This is a genomic window from Rhodococcus sp. YL-1, from assembly GCF_001942025.1.
GTDB classification, from domain to species: domain Bacteria; phylum Actinomycetota; class Actinomycetes; order Mycobacteriales; family Mycobacteriaceae; genus Rhodococcus_F; species Rhodococcus_F qingshengii.
On sequence record NZ_CP017299.1, the window covers coordinates 954,500 to 973,859 of the forward strand.

General features: G+C 63.6%; 18 protein-coding genes. 11 read left to right on the top strand and 7 right to left on the bottom strand.

Annotated elements, in window-relative coordinates; genetic code table 11:
* Positions 1-94: 94 nt before the first annotated feature.
* Positions 95-1,069: a hypothetical protein gene (locus BH682_RS04515; protein ID WP_042920440.1), complete on the top strand. Its 975-nt coding sequence runs from the start codon at positions 95-97 to the stop codon at positions 1,067-1,069.
* Positions 1,070-1,206: 137 nt separating this feature from the next.
* Here BH682_RS04515 and BH682_RS04520 read toward each other — a convergent pair whose 3' ends face one another.
* A complete protein-coding gene (locus BH682_RS04520; protein WP_007734275.1) occupies positions 1,207-2,031 on the bottom strand; it encodes a crotonase/enoyl-CoA hydratase family protein in 825 nt (274 codons plus the stop codon).
* 79 nt (positions 2,032-2,110) lie between these two features.
* On the opposite strand from BH682_RS04520, the gene BH682_RS04525 reads away from it, so the two are divergent.
* Both BH682_RS04525 and BH682_RS04530 read left to right on the top strand, forming a co-directional pair.
* The gene (locus BH682_RS04525; protein ID WP_039973409.1) at positions 2,111-3,784 is read left to right on the top strand and encodes an acyl-CoA synthetase; all 1,674 of its coding nucleotides are present in this window, start codon (positions 2,111-2,113) and stop codon (positions 3,782-3,784) included.
* Positions 3,784-4,899 carry an NAD(P)H-dependent flavin oxidoreductase gene (locus BH682_RS04530; protein WP_075832231.1) on the top strand — a complete coding sequence of 372 codons (1,116 nt, stop codon included), beginning with the start codon at positions 3,784-3,786 and terminating at the stop codon, positions 4,897-4,899. Before BH682_RS04525 ends, BH682_RS04530 begins: the two co-directional genes overlap by 1 nt.
* Before the next feature lie 55 nt (positions 4,900-4,954).
* Here BH682_RS04530 and BH682_RS36305 read toward each other — a convergent pair whose 3' ends face one another.
* The 6 genes from BH682_RS36305 to BH682_RS04555 all read right to left on the bottom strand — a co-directional run bounded on the left by BH682_RS36305 (position 4,955) and on the right by BH682_RS04555 (position 11,497).
* Positions 4,955-5,110 carry a hypothetical protein gene (locus tag BH682_RS36305; RefSeq protein ID WP_003945810.1) on the bottom strand — a complete coding sequence of 52 codons (156 nt, stop codon included), beginning with the start codon at positions 5,108-5,110 and terminating at the stop codon, positions 4,955-4,957.
* Positions 5,111-5,177: 67 nt separating this feature from the next.
* Positions 5,178-5,915, bottom strand: coding sequence for a FadR/GntR family transcriptional regulator (locus BH682_RS04535; protein ID WP_050655749.1), 738 nt, complete (start codon positions 5,913-5,915; stop codon positions 5,178-5,180).
* Positions 5,916-5,975: 60 nt separating this feature from the next.
* The gene (locus tag BH682_RS04540; protein ID WP_003945888.1) at positions 5,976-6,794 is read right to left on the bottom strand and encodes an ABC transporter ATP-binding protein; all 819 of its coding nucleotides are present in this window, start codon (positions 6,792-6,794) and stop codon (positions 5,976-5,978) included.
* A complete protein-coding gene (locus BH682_RS04545) occupies positions 6,791-8,869 on the bottom strand; it encodes a dipeptide/oligopeptide/nickel ABC transporter permease/ATP-binding protein (protein WP_075832232.1) in 2,079 nt (692 codons plus the stop codon). The genes BH682_RS04540 and BH682_RS04545 overlap by 4 nt, the downstream gene beginning before the upstream one ends.
* Positions 8,869-9,828, bottom strand: a complete 960-nt coding sequence (locus tag BH682_RS04550; RefSeq protein ID WP_003945671.1) for an ABC transporter permease — start codon at positions 9,826-9,828, stop codon at positions 8,869-8,871. The genes BH682_RS04545 and BH682_RS04550 overlap by 1 nt, the downstream gene beginning before the upstream one ends.
* 43 nt (positions 9,829-9,871) lie before the next feature.
* Positions 9,872-11,497 (bottom strand): ABC transporter substrate-binding protein, encoded by a 1,626-nt coding sequence (locus BH682_RS04555; RefSeq protein WP_075835150.1) that lies wholly within the window; start codon positions 11,495-11,497, stop codon positions 9,872-9,874.
* A 274-nt stretch (positions 11,498-11,771) separates the two neighbouring features.
* Between BH682_RS04555 and BH682_RS04560 the strand changes: the two genes are divergently transcribed.
* From BH682_RS04560 to BH682_RS04595, 8 genes are read left to right on the top strand one after another with little or no spacing between them, the layout of a single operon-like run.
* Positions 11,772-12,830: a Gfo/Idh/MocA family protein gene (locus BH682_RS04560; RefSeq protein WP_054827933.1), complete on the top strand. Its 1,059-nt coding sequence runs from the start codon at positions 11,772-11,774 to the stop codon at positions 12,828-12,830.
* Positions 12,827-13,822 (top strand): Gfo/Idh/MocA family protein, encoded by a 996-nt coding sequence (locus tag BH682_RS04565; RefSeq protein WP_042449501.1) that lies wholly within the window; start codon positions 12,827-12,829, stop codon positions 13,820-13,822. Before BH682_RS04560 ends, BH682_RS04565 begins: the two co-directional genes overlap by 4 nt.
* The gene (locus BH682_RS04570; protein WP_042449503.1) at positions 13,819-14,877 is read left to right on the top strand and encodes a Gfo/Idh/MocA family protein; all 1,059 of its coding nucleotides are present in this window, start codon (positions 13,819-13,821) and stop codon (positions 14,875-14,877) included. Before BH682_RS04565 ends, BH682_RS04570 begins: the two co-directional genes overlap by 4 nt.
* A gap of 46 nt (positions 14,878-14,923) precedes the next feature.
* On the top strand, positions 14,924-15,853 hold the full coding sequence (locus BH682_RS04575) for a dihydrodipicolinate synthase family protein (protein WP_007734313.1): 930 nt from the start codon (positions 14,924-14,926) through the stop codon (positions 15,851-15,853).
* A 1-nt stretch (position 15,854) separates the two neighbouring features.
* Positions 15,855-16,784, top strand: coding sequence for an ROK family protein (locus BH682_RS04580; RefSeq protein WP_007734314.1), 930 nt, complete (start codon positions 15,855-15,857; stop codon positions 16,782-16,784).
* Positions 16,781-17,488 carry an N-acetylmannosamine-6-phosphate 2-epimerase gene (locus BH682_RS04585; protein WP_063315004.1) on the top strand — a complete coding sequence of 236 codons (708 nt, stop codon included), beginning with the start codon at positions 16,781-16,783 and terminating at the stop codon, positions 17,486-17,488. The genes BH682_RS04580 and BH682_RS04585 overlap by 4 nt, the downstream gene beginning before the upstream one ends.
* Positions 17,485-18,177 carry an SGNH/GDSL hydrolase family protein gene (locus tag BH682_RS04590; RefSeq protein ID WP_075832234.1) on the top strand — a complete coding sequence of 231 codons (693 nt, stop codon included), beginning with the start codon at positions 17,485-17,487 and terminating at the stop codon, positions 18,175-18,177. Before BH682_RS04585 ends, BH682_RS04590 begins: the two co-directional genes overlap by 4 nt.
* On the top strand, positions 18,174-19,358 hold the full coding sequence (locus BH682_RS04595) for an N-acetylglucosamine-6-phosphate deacetylase (RefSeq protein WP_075832236.1): 1,185 nt from the start codon (positions 18,174-18,176) through the stop codon (positions 19,356-19,358). The genes BH682_RS04590 and BH682_RS04595 overlap by 4 nt, the downstream gene beginning before the upstream one ends.
* Positions 19,359-19,360 lie beyond the last annotated feature (2 nt).

Consider the following 19,360-nt stretch of genomic DNA (forward strand, 5'->3'; position numbering starts at 1 on the left):
ACGTACCTTTCGCTCGCCCAAAGTTATCCACAGGCGCACCGAAACCCCAGTTCGCCGCCGGGGCCCGCGCTGATGCTCGAGTCATGCTGCAACCATGCGGCGAGGAACGTGGGGCGATGATCTGGACGCGATTTACCGCGTCAGTCGAAGCGGAGTGATCCGAACGGCGGAGTTGGCGCGATTGGGCGTGTCCAACTCCGCAGTGCACACCCGGTGTCGGGTAGGTGGACCGTGGCAGCGCATATTGCCGGGGGTCATTCTGCTCAGAAACGGTCAACCGACGCCACGTCAACGCTCGATCGCTGCGCTCATGTTGAGCGGTGACGATTCCCTGCTGACCGGGCGATCAGCCATGTCGGAGTACGGATATCGAACGCACTCGGGGGATGTGCAGGTGCTCATCCCCATCGACCGTCGAGTTCAATCGGTTGGGTTCGTCACGGTGGAGCGCACTGTTCGACTGCCCGAGCCGGAGATTCGGAACGGTCTGCGCTGTGCTCCGCTGCCGCGAGCGTTACTCGACGCTGCGAGGCGGTACAAGGCGCTCGATCCCACACGGGCACTCATCGCTGAGGCTGTTCAGCGCGGCGATGTCTCGGTGCGCGAACTTGCGAAGGAACTCGAAGCGGGTAGCAGTCGGGGTTCCGCGCTACCTCGGGTCGTGTTGCGCGAAGTGAACGCGAACGTCCACTCGGTTCCGGAGGTTCACGCGCGAAAATTGTGGCAGCGGAGCGGGCTGCCGGAAATGTTGTTCAACCATGAGATCCGGGATGCCAACGGGGACTTCATCGCAGTTCCGGACGGATGGATCGATTCGGTTGCCTTCGCGTGGGACATCGACTCCTTGGAATGGCATGCCGCGCCGACGGACTACAAGCGCACGGTGGAGCGTCGGACGCGTATGCAGAATGCGGGAATCATCGTGTTGCCGACGGTGCCCAGTGCACTGCGAACGGACCCTGATCGCGTGATCGAGGACCTGCGTGCGCACTACAGATTGGCGCAGTCACGTCCCCGGCCGCAGGTGTTCGCGAGGTCGAGATGGGTGAAATTGGACGAAACCGGCTGAGCGAAAGTGCCTTTCGGCGCACTGAAGGCGCCGAAAGGTACGTTCGCTCGAAAAGGGGGTGGGTGGGACCGAGAGCGGACGGGAAAGGGGGCTCAGGCGCGGGTCGGTCAGACGGGGGTGGCTCAGACAGGGGTGGGTCAGACACCCTTGAACTGGGGCGCCCGCTTCTCACCGAAAGCCCGCGGGCCCTCCTTGGCGTCGGCGCTCATGAACACCTTCATGCCCAGCTGTGCGTCGATCTGGAAGGCCTCTTCCTCATGCATGCCCTCGGTGTCGCGGATGGTCTTGAGAATCGCCTGCACGGCGAGAGGGCCGTTGGCACTGATCAGGTCCGCGAGCTCCAGCGCCTTGTCGAGGGCCTGGCCGTCCGGGACCACGTGGCCGATGAGCCCGATCTCCTTGGCCTCCGGAGCCTTGATGTGACGACCGGTCAGCAGGATGTCCGCCGCGATCGTGTACGGAATCTGTCGCACCAGACGCACTGCGGAACCGCCGAGCGGGAAGAGCCCCCACTTGGCTTCGGAGACGCCGAACTTGGCGCTCTCACCCGCGACGCGGATGTCGGTGCCCTGCAGGATTTCGGTTCCGCCGGCGATGGCTGCACCCTCGACGGCGGCGATCAGCGGCTTGGTCAACCGACGGCCCTTGAGGAGGCCTTCGATCTTGGACATGTCGACGCCACCGCCCGCGAAGGAATCTCCCGGCGGCTTGGCGGACATGTTCTTGAGGTCGGCGCCGGCGCAGAAGTCGCCGCCCGCACCGGTGAGGATGGCGACACGGATCTCGGGGTCGTTGTCGACCTGATCCCAGGCGTCGACCATGATCGCCATCATCTCGCCGGTGATGGCGTTCTTACGCTCGGGGCGATTCATGGTCACGATGAGAACGTGGCCACGCTTCTCCACGAGGCAATGCGGCGCGGTTTCCGAAATGTCTGATTTTTCGGTCGTCGAAGTGGACACTGATGGCTCCTGGCGGGTCTGTGAGCTGGCTCTCAAATTGGGTCTTGCCAGAAACGGTAACACGTTCTACTTTGAACTCGTGGCCCTTAACATCGCAGACTTCGTAGAGCACGCAATCGACCTCGTTCCGGACCGCGTTGCGCTGGTCTCGGACAACCGCGAGATGACTTATGCACAGTTGGAGGACCGAGCAAACCGCCTCGGTCACTACCTGCGTGAACATGGCGTTCAGCCGGGTGACAAGGTCGGCATCTACTGCCGGAACGTCATCGAGGCGATCGAGGCCATGGTCGCGGTTTTCAAGATCCGGGCCGTGATGGTCAACATCAATTACCGGTACGTCGAGAACGAGTTGCAGTACATCTTCGACAACTCCGACATGGTTGCCCTCATTCACGAGCGCCGCTACTCGGACAAGGTCGCGAACGTCCTGCCGAACACTCCCAAGGTCAAGTCCGTCATCGTGGTCGAGGACGGCACCGATCTGGACTTCAGTGCTTTCGGCATCGGCTACGAGGACGCACTCGCGCAGAGTTCGGGTGAGCGTGATTTCGAAGAGCGCAGCAACGACGACATCTTCATGCTCTACACCGGCGGCACCACCGGAAGTCCCAAGGGCGTCATGTGGCGTCACGAGGACTGGTGGCGTGTTCTCGGCGGAGGCATCAACTTCGTCACCGGAGTTCCGGTCGAGGACGAGTACGAGATGGCGAAGGTCGGCGCCGCCAACCCGAGCATGATCCGCTACCCGATCCCCCCGATGATTCACGGCGGTTCGCAGTCGGCGGTATTCCACAGCCTCTTCGGCGGCGGAACCTGTTTGATGCACCCGGAATTCGACGCCCACGAGGTGTGGCAGAACATCGACAAGCACAAGGTCAACCTGATCTTCATCACGGGTGACGCGATGGGCCGTCCGATGCTCGACGCACTCATCGCCGGAAACCCGGAGACCGGTGAGCCGTACGATCTTTCGACGCTCTACGTGATGGCCAGCAGTGCTGCACTCTTCTCGCCGAGTATCCAGGAGCAGTTCCTCGAACTGTTGCCCAACCGCCTGCTGACGGACTCCATCGGAGCATCCGAGACCGGCTTCGGTGGACTCGCCGTGCTGAGCAAGGGCCAGAAGCACACTGGCGGTCCGACGGTCAAGATCGACGCCTCCACAACGGTTCTCGACGACGACGGCAACGAGGTCGAACCCGGATCGGGCAAGCGCGGCATGCTCGCTCGCAAGGGCAACATCCCGCTCGGCTACTACAAGGACGAGGTCAAGACGGCCGAAACCTTCCGCACCATCAACGGCGTTCGCTACTCGATCCCCGGCGACTATGCGCAGGTCGAAGCCGACGGCACGGTCACGATGCTCGGCCGCGGTTCGGTGTCGATCAACAGCGGCGGCGAGAAGGTGTACCCGGAAGAGGTCGAGGGCGCTTTGAAGGCGCACCCGGACATCTTCGACGTCCTGGTGGTCGGTATCCCCGACGAGCGCTTCGGTCAGCGCGTTGCCGCAGTGGTCCAGGTACGCGAAGGCACGTCGCCGACGCTGCACGACATCGCCACCGCAGCACGCAAAGAGATTGCCGGATACAAGGTTCCGCGCAGCGTGTGGTTCGTGGACCAGATCAAGCGCAACCCGGCAGGCAAGCCCGACTACCGCTGGGCGAAGGCCGAAACGGAATCGCGCGAGGCTGATGATCACAACGGAAACGGCGCTCCTGTGGCGTCCGCAAACGAAAGCGTGGAAGCCTGATGCGTTCGGATCTCGCCGACAAGTTCGGCATCGAATACCCGATTTTCGGATTCACTCCTTCCGAGCACGTCGCGGCCGCGATCAGCCGCGCGGGAGGTCTGGGCGTGCTCGGTTGCGTCCGGTTCAACGACCCGGAAGAGCTCGAAGCCGCACTGACGTGGATGGACGAGAACACCGACGGTAAGCCGTACGGCGTCGACATCGTCATGCCGGCCAAGGTGCCGACCGAGGGCGGCGCCGTCGATCTCGACAAGCTGATTCCGGAGGAGCACCGCGCTTTCGTCAACCGCACGCTCGACGAGCTCGGTGTGCCGCCGCTTTCCGACGACGTCGAGCATGCGACCGGCGTACTGGGATGGCTTCACTCGGTGGCGCGGTCACACGTCGATGTTGCTCTGGGACACCGGATTGCGTTGATTGCGAATGCACTGGGATCACCGCCGAAGGACGTCATCGATCAGGCACACGAGAAGGGCGTACCGGTAGCAGCGCTGGCCGGCGCCGTCGAGCATGCGCGTCGTCACGTCGAGAACGGTGTCGACATCGTGATCGCGCAGGGCTACGAGGCAGGCGGTCACACCGGCGAAATTGCGTCGATGGTTCTCGTTCCGGAAATCGTTGATGCACTGGGTGATTCAGCTGCTGTGCTGGCTGCCGGGGGTATCGGCAGCGGCCGTCAGGTGGCTGCCGCACTTGCACTCGGTGCGTCCGGAGTGTGGATGGGCTCGTACTGGCTCACCACGTCCGAATACAAACTCGGCAGTGCATCGGGCGAGGGCCCGTCCGCTATTCAGCGTGCACTGTTGGGCGCGACGTCGGCCGACACCGTTCGTTCGCGCATCTACTCGGGTAAGCCCGCTCGGTTGCTCAAGACCAAGTGGACGGAAGCCTGGTCGAACCCGGGAGCACCGGCGCCCTTGCCGATGCCGCTGCAGAACCTTCTGGTCAGCGACGCTCATCAGAGAATCGCTGCATCGGAGAACCCGGAAGTTGTGGCAATGCCCGTCGGTCAGATCGTGGGACGGATGAACGAGATCCGCCCGGTCGGCGAGGTCATGGCAGAGCTGGTATCCGGGTTCGAGGACGCGCGAACCCGACTGGATTCGATGAAGTAGTAGATGACACGTGCGTGTGCCCTCGGCCGAGTTTCGGCCGAGGGCACACGTCGTTTCAGCCGGCGAGGTCGTCCGGTCCGACGGTGTCCGACAACCATTCTCCGCGGCTGAGGGCGCCGTCGTCGCGGCGGCGTGCGATCACGAAAATGACCAGGGCGGCAGCGAGGACAACTGCGAGAACGCGCGAAGGCGTCAGGTTCGGGTTCTTCATACCCGTAATTTTGCCGGAAGAACGGGCGCGATGGTGAGCCAGCGGAGCAAAATCACGTGTTTCGAAATTACTGCGCTTCGGACGCATGGAGACTGGCGATCCGCTCGCGCAGGCCACCGAAGTGCACATCGAGAGTGTGCGCCGCCTCGACTGCATCACCCGTACGGATCGCATCGAGAATCGCACGGTGCTTCGACGCGATGTCGATCAGTGGCGTATCCGAATGCCCGATGGCCTGCTGTATCTCGCTGTACACCTGCCAGAAGACGTCCATCAACTGACCGAGGACCTGGTTGTCGAGAGGGGAGTACAGGCGGGAGTGGAAGGTCGCATCGATGTCGGAGAAGTTCTTCCCGGCAGCGGCACGGACCTCCATGCCGGTGACGAGTTCGTCGAGGTCGGCGTGGTCGGCCGACGTCATCTCGGCCATCGCCGCACCGATCAGTCCGGTCTCGAGTGCCTGACGAATGTCGACCAGTTCCATCGCCTCGTGCCCGGTGCCCTGCAAGGACAACCGGCCACGGAAGGTCAGGCCGTCGGCGAGAGCGTCGAAGTTGCTAGGGGCGACGAACATTCCGAAGCCGTGACGGATCTCGACGACGCCCAAGGCCTGCAGAACCTTGAGCGCCTCCCGGAGCGTGTTTCGGCCGATACCCAATTCCTCGGACAGTTCGGCCTCGGTGGGCATCGGGTCGCCGGGGGAGAGCCTGCGTTCGAGGATCAAGTTCATGATGTCCGTCTGAAGTGCGCGCATGCGGTTTTGCGCGCTGAAACGAGCGCCCTGTGTGCCACTCCGGACAGACATCGATTCCCCTTTTCTGATACGAACGTCCTTCATCCTATGTCCGGTCATCCGCTCCATTGGTCAACCCACGTCAACGGTGCGTTGCAGGAGGCTGGGCGCCGCACCCAGCAGTTTGGCCGTGTACGCATCGGACGGGCTGTCGAATACTTCCTGGGCCGTTCCCTGCTCGACGATCCGCCCGGCGTTCATGACGACGATGGTGTCGGAGACGTACCGCACCGTCTGTATGTCGTGCGAGATGAACACCATGCCGAGCCCCAACCGAGCCTTGATGTCGCTGAGCAGATTCAGGATCTGCGCTCGCACCGAGACGTCGAGCGCCGACGTCGGCTCGTCGGCCACGATGACGTCAGGTTCGAGCGCGAGTGCACGCGCGATCGCGACACGTTGCCGCTGACCGCCGGAGATCTGGCTCGGGATGACTTCGAGCGCAGATTGGGGGAGTCCGACCAAACCGACCAGCTCGCGAACTCGGGCGGTTCGGCTCGCGCGGTTGCCGATGCCGTGGACGTCGAGTGGATCGGTGAGGATGTCGGCCACCGTCATTCGGGGATTGAGCGCGGTAGCCGGATCCTGGAAGACGATCGAGATCGCTCGGCCGAACTCCTTGCGCACGCCGGCCGACCGGGTCAGAGCGCTTCGGCCGCGAAAGACCACGTCGCCCGACGTCGGCTTCTGCAGTCCGACCATGACTTTGGCCAGAGTGGACTTGCCACAACCCGACTCGCCCACGATGCCGATCGTCGTCCCTCGTCGTACGTCGATACTGACATCGTTGACCGCGTGAACCGTGCCCGGTTTGAACAGTGATCCCGAACGGGTCTTGTGGACGACGTGAATGTTCTTCAGTTCCAGGATGGGTGCTTCAGCTGTAGTCATCGCACGCTCTCCAATTCCGATTCTGTACGTACGGGAGTCGCGGACTGGCTGGCGAACCAATGCTCGGTCCCGTCGACCCGGACCATCTCCGGCTTGCGGAGGGGGTCGGAGTCCGGGCGAGTGGAACGCTCGGCGAAACGGTCACCCGGCGCGAAGTTTCCGGGCGAGGGAACAGTTCCCTGAATCTGATGCAGCCGCGGCGCTTCGTCCTCGATCGAGAGAACGGCCCCGAGAAGGCCCTGGGTGTATTCGTGGCGGGGATCGACGAGCAGATCACTCGTGGGCGCCGACTCGACGACCTGACCGGCGTACATCACCGTGATCTTGTGAGCGAGTGAAGCAACGAGTGCAAGATCGTGGCTCACGAAAACCATGGCAAACCCCAGCTTTTCCCGAAGGTCGTTGAGCAAGTCCACGACCTGGGCCTGGACGGTGACGTCGAGAGCGGTGGTGGGCTCGTCCGCGACGATCAACCGCGGACTGCGGGTGAGCGACATGGCGATCAGAACGCGCTGACGCTGACCACCGGAAAGCTCGTGTGGGTAGCTGGAGAGAGTGCGCACCGGATCGAGTCCGACGAGTTCGAGCAGTTCCTCGGCTGTGCGGGTACCGCCGCGCTTGGTGAGCTGCTTGAACTGCGCGCGGATCAGCATCGCCGGATTCAGTGAACTCAGCGCATCCTGGTAGATCATGGCCATGTCGTGCCCGCGCAGCTTGTTTCGCTCCCGGTTGTTCAGCTCGAGGACGTTGACTCCGTCGAACAGGATCTCGCCGGTCACCACTGCCGTCTTGGGTAGCAGACCCATGATCGCCAGCGAGGTGAGCGACTTTCCGCAACCGGACTCGCCGACGAGTGCCATCGTCTCGTTCGGGCGGACGGTGAAGCTCACGTTGTCGACAATCGCCGTGTCTCCGTAGCGTTCCGGGAACCGGATCGTGAGATTGCGGACCTCGAGGAGTGGCGCGGCATCGCCCTCGTACACAAGACGATCGGAGCGGGACCGCTCGGTTTCCGCCAGGATCTTCAGGTGCGTTTCGAGAGGAGTCGGCTCGGCGGCCGGCTCGAGAACATCTTTCACGACGCTCGGATCGGCGAAGTCGTCTATCAACTCCGGAGTGTCGGTGACCGATGCGGCTTCGTCCTCCAGAATGAGTTCGTTGGAGGTCTCCTCCGCTGCAGCGGTCTGCGCTGCTTGGAGCGCGGAGGGCGTCTTCTTGGTCTTCTTCAGACTCGGATCTGCCATCGCGTCCGTCAGGCCCTCGGCGAGCACGTTGAGGGAGAGCACCGTCAGCAGAATGAGCAGGCCGGGGAACACCGTTGCCCACCAACCACCGAGAAGCACCATGTTCTTGCCGTCGGCGATCACCGATCCCCACGACGGATCCGGGGGACGCACACCGGCGCCGATGAACGACAGGCTGGCCTCGAGCACGATGGCGTCGGCGACCATGACAGTGCAGAAGACGAGAACGGGCGCAGCACAGTTGGCTACGACGTGCTTGACGACGATGTGTGAAGTTCTTGCGCCGATAACCTTTTCGGCCGCGACGTAGTCCTCGCCGTACTGAGCGAGAACGTTCGCGCGAACGACGCGAGCCACCATCGGTGTGTAGAGGAACGCGATAGTGACGATCAGAACTGGAATCGAACCACCGAAGGCTGCGACGAGTACGGCAGCGAGCGCGATGCCCGGGAACGCCATGACCACGTCGAGCACACGCATGATGGTCTCGTCGACGCCTTTTCGGCTCGTTGCGGCCACCGATCCGATGAGAGCGCCGGCGCACAGTGCGAGGAAGGTGGAACCGAGACCGATGGTCAGCGACCAGCGTCCGCCGTAGAGCAAGCGGCTGAACAGATCTCGACCGAGACTGTCCTGACCGAACCAGTGGTCGGCGCTGGGGCCCGCGGTACCCACCGCCTGTTCGAGCGGGGTGTACTGCGTGATCAGCGGCGCGAAGAGGCAGGCGAGCACGATGATCGCGAGAACCGCCATCGACAGCCAGGCCGAGAGGGGGAAGCGAGAAAAGGTGATGCCGGGTCGCGAAAGCTTCTCGGTGAGTTTTCTTCTCATCATGCTGCGCTCCGAAGTCGTGGATTGACGAGCAGGTAGAGGATGTCGACGGCGAGGTTGACGACGACGAAGCCGACCGCGATGACGATGACAACTCCCTGAACGACTGCGGGGTCACCGTTGGTGACGCCGTTGATCATGAGCTGACCCATGCCGGGCAGGCCGAAGATCTGCTCGATGACCACAGCGCCACCGAGGAGGTAACCGACACGGAGGCCCAGGACGGTGAGCGGGTTGATCAGCGCGTTACGCAACACATTCCGTCCGATCACCACGTGATAGGGCAGGCCGCTGCCGATCGCGGTCCGGACGTAGTCCTTGTCCAACTCCTCGACCATCGACGTGCGGATGATGCGCGTGAGTTGTGCTGCGACGGGCAGTGACAGGGACAGCGCCGGGAGCGCCATGTACCAGAGCCAGTCGCTGACGGAGTCGCTCGGATTGACGTAGCCACCGGTAGGGAACCATCCGAGTTGAACAGCCAGATACTGAATCATCAGCAGTGCCAACCAGAATGACGGTGCCGCCACACCACCGAGGGAGATCACTCGGATGACCTGATCCGGCCAGCGATCGCGGAACAGTGCGCTGGTGACGCCGAAGATCAGCGAGAGCACGATGGCGATCACCAGTCCGAGAACCGTGAGCTGAATGGTCAGTGGCAGAGCGGTGGAGATCGAATCCAACACCGGGGTACCGGAAATCAGACTGTCACCCATGTTGCCGCTGACCAGATCGGTCACGAAGTGAACGTATTGCAGCGGAAGCGGATCGAGCAGTCCGTTCTCTTCCTTGAACTGCTGCAGCTGTTCCGCAGTCGGGTTGCCACCGTTGAACGCCGCGGTTGCGGGATCGGTGGGCGCGAACTGCATCACGATGAAGACGAACGCGATGATGCCGAGGATCAGGGGGATCAGTATCAGTAATCGCCTGATCAGCATGGGGAGGACTCTTGCCATCGGGGGATCTCTCAGTTGTGGGAAACGGCCGAGCGGGCGGGTATCAGGCCGGCTTCGCCTGAAGCAGGTTGACGCCGGGGTACGGCAGCGGAGTGACGTCGGCGATCTTCTTCGGATCCCACGCAGTCAGGAGCTCCTGATGGAGAACCGGGTAGTAGACAGCATTTTCGGCGATCTGGTTCAGGTACGACTGCACGAGGGTGCTGCGCTTTGCCGGGTCGGTCTCTCGGGTGGCTTCGTCCATGGTGGCGTAGATCTTCTGCGCTTCGGGGGTGTCGTCCCACTTGGCGTAGGTCTTCGTCCACAAGCCGCCCTTGCTGTACGTGTAGCGGACGAGAAGGTCGACGTCGCTGCCGAATGCCTGCGGGTTGGACGTACCGGCGGCGATCTGGAACTTCTGGCCGCTGTTGAGCTTGCTCACCATGGCGCTGGTGTCCTGCGGTTCGAGCGTCGTGTTGAATCCGACTGCGTCCCAAGACTCTTTGATGGTCGGCAAGCAGTCGCCCAGCCAGCTGACGTTGGTGGAGAGCAGTGTCAGGTCGAGGCCACTGACGCCGGCGGCAGCAAGGAGTGAGCGGGCCTTGTCCGGATCGTACGAGTAGACGGTGGACGCTCGCGCGTAGTCGGGGTTGCGCTCGTACAGGTAGCTCGTGGCCGGTGCTGCCTTGCCGCCGAGGGCGATCTCGATCATCTTCGGGGTGTTGATCGCGTAGAACATCGCCTGGCGAACACGAACGTCGTCGAACGGTGCCTGAGTGGTGTCGAAGAGCAGGTACATGAGGTTCATGCCCGGGTTGCCCTCGACGGTGCGCCCACCGGAGGTCAGAGTGGGGACGTTGGCGACGGGGATGTTGTCGGCGAGTTGTGCACCGGCATTGTTGCCCGAGACGCGCGCGATGCGTGAGGAGGTGTCGACGATGGAGAGCCAGTTCATGGTCGCGAAGTTGGCCGGACGCGGCCCGTTGTACGCCTCGAAGGCCTCGAAAGCTGTGTTGCTCTTGGGGGTGTGGCTCTTGAGCTTGTACGGACCGGAACCGACGACCAGCGCTCCGGACTTGGCCTCGTCCCAGTGGCCGTCGAAGACGTGCTTGGGCATGATCTTGGCGATCGAGAGACGCTGTGCGGCAGCGCTGAACGGGTAGTTGAAGTTCAGGGTCACCGTTTGGTCGTCGACCTTGGTGACGGACTGCAGCCAGGAGGAGAAGAAGGAGCGGATCAGTACGTTCTGCTGTGGATCGAGGATGCGATCGAAGGTGAAGACGACGTCGTCCGAGGTGACCGGAGTGCCGTCGTGCCAGGTTGCTCCCTCGCGGATTTTCATGGTCCAGCTCGAGGCGGTGGCGTCGGTCGGGACGGCCTGTGCGAGCGCCGCATACGTCTCACCGGTGCCTGGATCGTTTTCGAGCAGTCCCTCGTAGACGTGGTTGACCGCTGCCATGAGGAAACCGGATGCAGTCTGCATCGGGTCGAAGCTCTGGTCGTTTCCGTATCCGATGGCGGTGGTCAGATCGCCGGTGCTCGCGGAACCGCCGACAACCGAGGTCGACGACGGCCCGCCGCCACAGGCCGCGAGAGTCGCGGTGATACCTGCTGCAGCTCCCAGTAGCCCGGTGTACCGGAACAGGTCTCGGCGGGTGAACGCGGAGCTCAGCGGTCGTTCGTTCTTCAAGGCGGCCTCCAAGGCGGGGAGCGGGACATCAAGGGAGTGGATAGGGGATGTCCTATGTTCGACGTCCGATGTTGCGTAACTTACATTGTGGATCAGAAAGCGTCTAGAGAATCTTCGGAACTGGCGGCGCCGAACTTCGACGTTTCGCCGGATTCGAGCCAAAAATAGTGCGCTCACCTGCATAGATGAAGACTGTGTTACCGGCGTCGAATTGACGAGCGATGACGCCGGCCGTATAACATAGGACATCCCTCATCCAATCTTTGGAGACTTCATGACCCGATACAAAGTCGGTGTGGTCGGTTGCGGATTCTTCGGTAGTTCCCTCGCTCGCGAGCTGGCTGCCCATCCACGTTTCGAACTGACGATGCTGTGCGACCGTGACTTCGAGCGGGCCAAGGACGTCGCCGCAGAGTTCTCGGCAACCCCGACAGACGATCACGACGCGGTGGCCGCTCACCCGGAGTTGGCCCTCGTCGTCGTCGCGACGCCCAATCACGCGCACGCCGAACCTGCCATCGCGGCGCTCGAACACGGCAAGGCAGTTTTTGTCGAGAAGCCACTCGCCGTCGAACTGGTCGATGCGCAGAACATGATCGCGAGCGCCGACGCGAGCGGTTCGCCGTTGATGGTCGGGCACATCATGCGGATGATGCCGGGTGTACGACGTCTGGCGGACCTGCTGGCGTCGGGGGAGCTCGGCGAGGTCGCTGCGATCGAAACGTCTCGCTCACGCTGGATCGACACCGACGGCGCAGATCCACAGTGGTGGAAGCTCGACAAGAGCCGAACGGGTGGAGAACTGACTCACGAGATTCACGAACTGGACCTGATGTGCTGGCTCGGCGGCGAGGTGACTGCCGTGTCGAGCATCGCCACCGCGGACGACGGCTTCCGCAATACAGTGGTGTCGTTCGCCGGCGGCGCGATCGGCAGACACACCATTTCGACGCGGTCACACACTTCGTCGTGGCAGCTGACCGTCGATGCCACCGAAGGTTCGGTCCACGCGGACTTCCACACCGGCCGGGTCAGCCGACTGCGCGGGGGACAGGTCGTAGAGTCGTGGCCGATCTTCGACGTCGACGCCGAGAACCAATCGTTGATCGACGCTGCGAGCAGGACGCAGAAGTACAACTCGGGCAACGGAGGATCCTCGCTGTGGATGCAGGCTGCGATTCGTCACGAAATCGACGAGATGGCAGCAGTTCTCGACGGCAAGGCTGATCCCGACTCGCCGTTGACGTACGCACGTGAACGCGCACTCGTCGTCGCCGAACAGGTGCGACTCGGTGGCGGCGAACCGGCAGTGCTCTCGGGAAGTGCCAAGTGACGGTGCGTGTAGCCGTCATCGGTAGCGGCGGAATCGCGCGGGACCACGTCAGCGCCTTGGCGCGCATCCCGTCGGTCGAAGTCGCCTACGTATTCGGCAGTGACTTGGACCGGGCCGCATCGGTTGCGGCGTTGGCGCCGGGCGCGAAGGCCAGTACCGATCTGGCGAAGATTCTCGCCGACCCGAGCGTGCAGGCGGTCAACGTCGTCGGGGCCACTCCCGACCACGCACCCGTGACGATAGCCGCGGGCCGCGCGGGAAAGCATGTGCACGTGGAGAAGCCGGCCGCGCTGACAGTCGCGGACTTCGACGCCATGGTCGAGGCCACCGAAGGTGGCGGCACCTCACTGATGGTCGGACAGACCGTACGATTCCAGCCGTCGATCACCTCGATCGGAAACTCGGTTGCACAAGGTGCCATCGGCGACCCCCGGTTGATCCATCTCAGTTGGTACACCGGCCATGTCTGGCCAGGGGGCTGGCGAGGCTGGCAACACGACAAGGAACGTTCGGGTGGTCACCCCGTTCACAACGGAACCCACGCACTCGATCTGGTGACGTGGCTGATCGGTCGTCGTCCGACCCGTGTGTTCGCTCGTAGTTTCCCCACCTTCGCGGCGGGAATGCCCGTGCACGACAGCTTCCATCTGACCGTTCGCTTCGAGGACGGATCGCTGGCTCTCATCGAATTGGCCTACGCGCTACCACAATCGGGAAAGATGGTACGCCGGATCGTGGTGTCGGGGACTTCCGGCACGCTCGCGCACGACACCGGCGACGACCCGGGACTGATGACGGACACGACCAACGCGCCGCCGTCGTCGATCGAGGACGCGATGTCGCATCAGATGCGCCACTGGATCGCCACTCTCGACGGTTCAGCGACCCCGATAGTCGAGAACTGGCAGGTGCGTGCAGCTCTCGCTACGGCCATCGCTGCACAGCAATCACTCGACACCGGCCGCGCGATCTCGATCGGAGAACACCAATGACCGGCACCGCTTCGATCCGCGTCGGATTTGTCAGCGGCGTAAGGCATGCCGGCTCCTATGCAGACCTGTTGCGTTCCGATCCTCGAGTGAGCCTGGTCGGGGCCTCCGACGAATCCTCGGTCCCCGATTGGATTCGTGAGGACGGAATCGCGATGGCAAAGGCCGCAGACATCGAGTGGATCGACGAACTCGGCGAGCTGCTCGACCCCGAACGGATAGACCTGGCGATCATCTGCAGTGAGCCGACCAGGCATGCACGGCTTGCGATTTCCGCACTGAACGCGGGACTCGACGTCCTGGTGGACAAGCCGGTGGGCGTCGACGAGGCGGAGGCCGCGGCGGTTCAGCAAGCCGCACGGTCGAACGGGCGAATCTGCACGGTGGTGAACCGCACTCATTCACCTGCGCTCCGGCGACTGCGCCGATGGATCGACGCCGGAAATCTCGGACTGCCGCGCCACATGGACATCGAGTTCCTCGCAAGCGGAACACATTTCGCGACGTCCGTCGAGCGTCCCGAACTGGTGGTGGATCCCGCGCTTTCCGGCGGGGGAGAAGTAGTGAACTTCGCCGGTTACGCCGCCGACTACCTCCGATACCTCACCGGCCTGGACGTCACCGAGGTGTACGCCGAGACGAGCACACTCTACGGCGGGGCCCACCAGCAGTTCGGAGTCGAAGACACGGCGTTGATCTCGCTCGCCCTGGAAAACGGCGTCACCGCGACGGTGACCGTCGGAAGAATCCCCGCAGCACCGGGTTTCGGCGCGAATACCGCGACGGTTCGCGTCCTCGGATCCCACGGATACGCGAGTTCCGACGACGACAAACCCGCGGTGACCCACTTCGCGGCCTCGGGAGACGTGACCGCACTACCCATCGGCGGCTTCGGTTCGGACAACGCGGTGTCGAGCTTTCTCTCTCACGTGCTCGATCGACTTCCCACACGGACCGAACCCGACTACACCGTGGCAGACGCCCGCGCGTCGATGCGCGTGATCGATGCTGCCTATCTGTCCGCCTCGAGCGGTCAGCCGGTCTCCGTTTCTCCCTGACAGCCGCACCCACAACTCAATCCGACAACCAACATATGGAGACCCCATGAGCACGGAAACCACCACCTTCAGCGGAATCGTCCCGCCGATCGTCACACCACTGACGCTCGAGGGCGAGGTCGACACCACGTCGCTCGAACGCCTGCTCTCACTGCAGATCGAAGCCGGAGTCGACGGCTTGTTCGTCCTCGGTTCCTCGGGTGAGGTCGGTTACCTCACCGACGCTCAGCGCGCCCAGGTGGTGCAGACGGCCATCGGTCACGTCGGCGGCCAGGTACCGGTCCTCGTCGGAGTGAACGACATGACCACCAACCGGGTCATCGCCGTCGCCGAGCAGGCGCGCGAGGCTGGTGCGGATGCCATCGTCGCGACGGCGCCGTTCTACGCGATCACCGATGCAGCCGAGACGGCAACGCATTTCCGCTCCATCCACGCCGCAGTGGATCTTCCGTTGTTCGCCTACGACGTCCCGGTTCGTGTCCACAGCAAGCTCAGCCCGGCAATGCTGGTCGAGCTCGGTCGCGAGGGAGTCATCGCCGGCGTGAAGGATTCGAGCGGCGACGACGTCAGTTTCCGTATGTTGCTCCGTCAGTCGGCCGGGCTCGAAAACTTCGCCGTCTTCACCGGGCACGAGGTAGTCGTCGACGGATGCCTGCTGATGGGTGCTTCGGGCGCAGTGCCCGGCCTGGCCAACGTGGACCCGCACGGCTACGTACGACTGTGGCGCGCTGCGCAGGCAGGAGACTGGGCCGCAGCGAAGGCCGAGCAGGATCGACTCACCGATCTGTTCTCCATCGTCGAGGCGCCGACACCGGGTCGCGTCAGTGCCGGTGCCGCGGGTCTGGGCGCGTTCAAGACGGCTCTGGCCCTGCGCGGCGTCATCACCGGCAACACGATGTGCGCGCCGATGCTCTCGCTCGACGAGTCCGAGACCGCAACGATCAAGGTCGTTCTGGAACAGGCCGGGCTCCTCTGACATGACATCTGGGCAGAAGCGATGGATCGGTATCGACATCGGCGGCACCAAAGTGGCTGCCGCGGTGGTGACGTCCGACGGAGACGTGATCGACACCGTTCGTGCGGCAACACCGACGGCGGGTAGGGAAGCCGTTCTCGGGACCGCTACCGCGTTGATCGACCGTCTGAGGGCGAATCACACGGTAGCCGGAATCGGAGTCGGTGCACCGGGAATCATCGATCGGGTGCGTGGCCGCGTCGTCTTCGCCTCCGACATTCTGTCTGGATGGAGTGGCGCCGAGGTTCGCGGAGAACTCGAGGCACACTCAGGCCTACCGGTGACGGTGGACAACGACGTGCGCGCGATGGCTCACGGCGAGAACATGATCGGCGCCGGTCGCGGTCGAACCTCTGCACTGTTCGTCTCGATCGGTACCGGAATCGGTGGCGCGTTGACCGTGGGCGGTCAGCTGTACCACGGTGCCCACGGAACAGCCGGCGAGCTCGCGCATCTGTTGGTTCCGGTCTCCGGGGCGATAGGTTGCGGTTGCGGCAGAACCGATCACCTCGAGGCAGTCGCGTCTGGCCCGGCGATGGCAGCCGAGTACGCAGCGCGGGCGGGTGTGCCCACTCAACCGTTACAGGCAGTGGTGGCGCTCATGCACTCGGGCGATCCGATCGCCCGTGCCGTGGTTTCCGACGCCGGTACTCTGCTGGGCCGCGTCCTGGCCGGCATCGCGACTGCATTCGATCCCGAGGTGATCGTCATCGGCGGCGGCGCAGCCCAGATCGGAGCCGACCTCCTGTCTCCGCTGACGTCCGCTTTCCGGGTGGAAGCGATGGGCCCCATTGCCGAAACCGCCATTCTTCCTGCTCGTTTGGGCACCGATGCGCCGCTCGTCGGCGCTGCGCTCCTGGCCGCCGCAACACGAATCGAGGTAACACCGTGACTGTCGAAGAATTGCTCACGATCATCAGCGGGAAGCTGATCGTGTCCTGTCAGGCCGGACACGGCCATGCCCTGCGCGACACCGGGACCATCGAGAGGATGGCCCGCGCTGCGGTCGACGGGGGAGCGGTGGCTATCCGCTGCGGCGGTGTGGGCGGAACCCCGGATGTCGCAGCAGTCGTGTCGGCAGTGAAGGTACCGGTGATCGGTTTGACGAAGATCGGCTCGGAGGGCGTGTTCATCACGCCGACAAGGGAATCAGCCCTCGAAGTCGTGGATTCGGGTGCGCAGATCGTGGCTGCCGACGCCACGCTGCGACCTCGTCCGGATGGGCTGACCTTTGCCGACACCGTCGACGCGGTCCATGATCGCGGCGGCCTCGTCATGGCCGACTGTGGAACACTCGAGGACGGCGTCGCTGCCGCCGCGGCGGGCGCCGACGTCATCTCCAGCACACTGGCGGGATACACCGAGAACAGCCGACGGCTGGCCGGCCCGGACCTGGAACTGATCTCGGAACTGCGGCAGGCACTTCCAGATGCAGTCCTCATCGCCGAGGGGCGGTACCACAGCCCGGAGGATGCGGCACGCGCCATCGCCCTGGGTGCAGACTCGGTGGTTGTCGGAACCGCAATCACGGATCCGGCGTTCATCACGTCGAAATTCGCAGCCGCAGTATCGGGCGCCGAAAGGTCGAGGGTGTGACCCCGACGTCGAAGGCTTTGAAGTCCAGCACTGCTGAACGGATTCGACTGGAGCCTTTGCTCGTAGACTCCTCGACGCCGATACGGTGGGTCTTCACCGGCGACAGCATCACTCAGGGATTGACGCACACCGACGGTCATCGAAGTTACGTCGAACACTGCGCCGAGCGCATCCGTGGTGAGCTTTCCTTGTTCAACCACGTCCTTGTCAACACCGGGGTGAGCGGCAATCGATCCTCCGATGTGCGTGCGGGTTTCGCACACCGCATCGAGGTGTTCGAACCCTCGGTGGTGTTGATCATGCTCGGTACGAATGACGCATTGGATGGCGAAGAAGGACTGGAGCGGTTTCGAGACGACCTCTTGGACACGATCTTCCGGACACGAGCGATCGGTGCGGTGCCGATCCTGCAGACGCCGCCACCGATCGACGTCGAGAATGCGCCCACCAGAGCGGGATTGGTTCAGTACGTCGAGGTCGTGCGGCAGGTTGCCGCCTCGACGCGCGTGGTGTTCGTCGACCACTACGCGCAGTGGACGGCCCATTCTCCCGAGGGCCCACCGCCGGCTCTCCTGGCTGACGCATTCCATCCGAACGAACAAGGGCACTACGTGCTCGCGGACGCCGTGCTCCGTGAGTTGTCGATCGCGGATACCGAAGTTCCCGTTGTACCGCAGGTGATGTCGTGATACATCGTGGACAAATTCTTCGTGGACAACTGGTGACCGGTGGGCAACTGCTTCCGGACGGGGTCGTCGAGATCTCCGGTGATCGTGTGGTGTGGGCCGGGCCCGCGTCGCAGCGAACCGACCCGTTACCCGAACGGGCAGCTGCGGGGACAACGATCATCCCGGGGTTGGTGGACGTTCACTGCCACGGCGCCGGCGGATTCGGTTTCCCCGAGGCAGACGAGTTCGGATCCACCGTGGCTGCCGATCACCACCGGACGAACGGCACGACCTCGGTGATCGGCTCGCTCGTCTCCGCGCCGCCGCAGATCCTGCGCAGTCGCATCGAGCTCCTGGCAGGACTGGTGGACGAGGGCACGCTGGCCGGAATTCACCTGGAAGGTCCATTCCTGTCGGTACTCCGTTGTGGCGCCCAGGATCCCGACAGCATTCTCGACGGCGACCCGGCTCTGCTCGAGTCGCTGCTCGAAGCCGGCCGCGGGCACATCCGCTCGATGACGATCGCTCCGGAGACAGCACACTTCGGCGAACTTGCCTCATTGCTGGAGCGTCACGGTGCCGTCGTGAGTATCGGACACACCGATGCGTCCAACCCGATTGCGACACGTTCGATCGCACACTCGGCGCATGCACCGCTCAGTGCCACTCACCTGTTCAACGGTATGGCTCCGATGCATCACCGTGCTCCCGGCGCAGTGGCGGCATGTCTTGCCGCGGCTGCGAAAGGACAGATGGTGGTCGAGTTGGTCGGGGACGGAGTACATCTCGCCGACGAGACGGTGGCGACGGTGTTCGATCTGGTCGGTCCGCATCAGATCGCGTTGGTCTCCGACGCGATGGCTGCCGCCGGAATGCCCGACGGCCGTTACCCACTCGGGCCTCTCGACGTAGACGTGGTCGGTGGCGTGGCGCGATTGGCCGGCCAGGGGGAAACGGCCATTGCCGGCGGGACGAGTCGGTTGATGGACATAGTCCGCCGGGCTGTTAATCACGCCGGCGTCGATCTGCTTTCGGCTGTCATCGCAGCGACGGCAACGCCTGCTTCGCTGATGGGGCTGGCCGGAATGGTCGGCGATCTCGTGCCGGGTTGCCGCGCCGATCTGATCGTCACCGGTCCAGAACTCGAAACCCGCGCCGTCATGACCGCTGGGAACTGGCTCATGAACTACACCGAAAGCTGAGG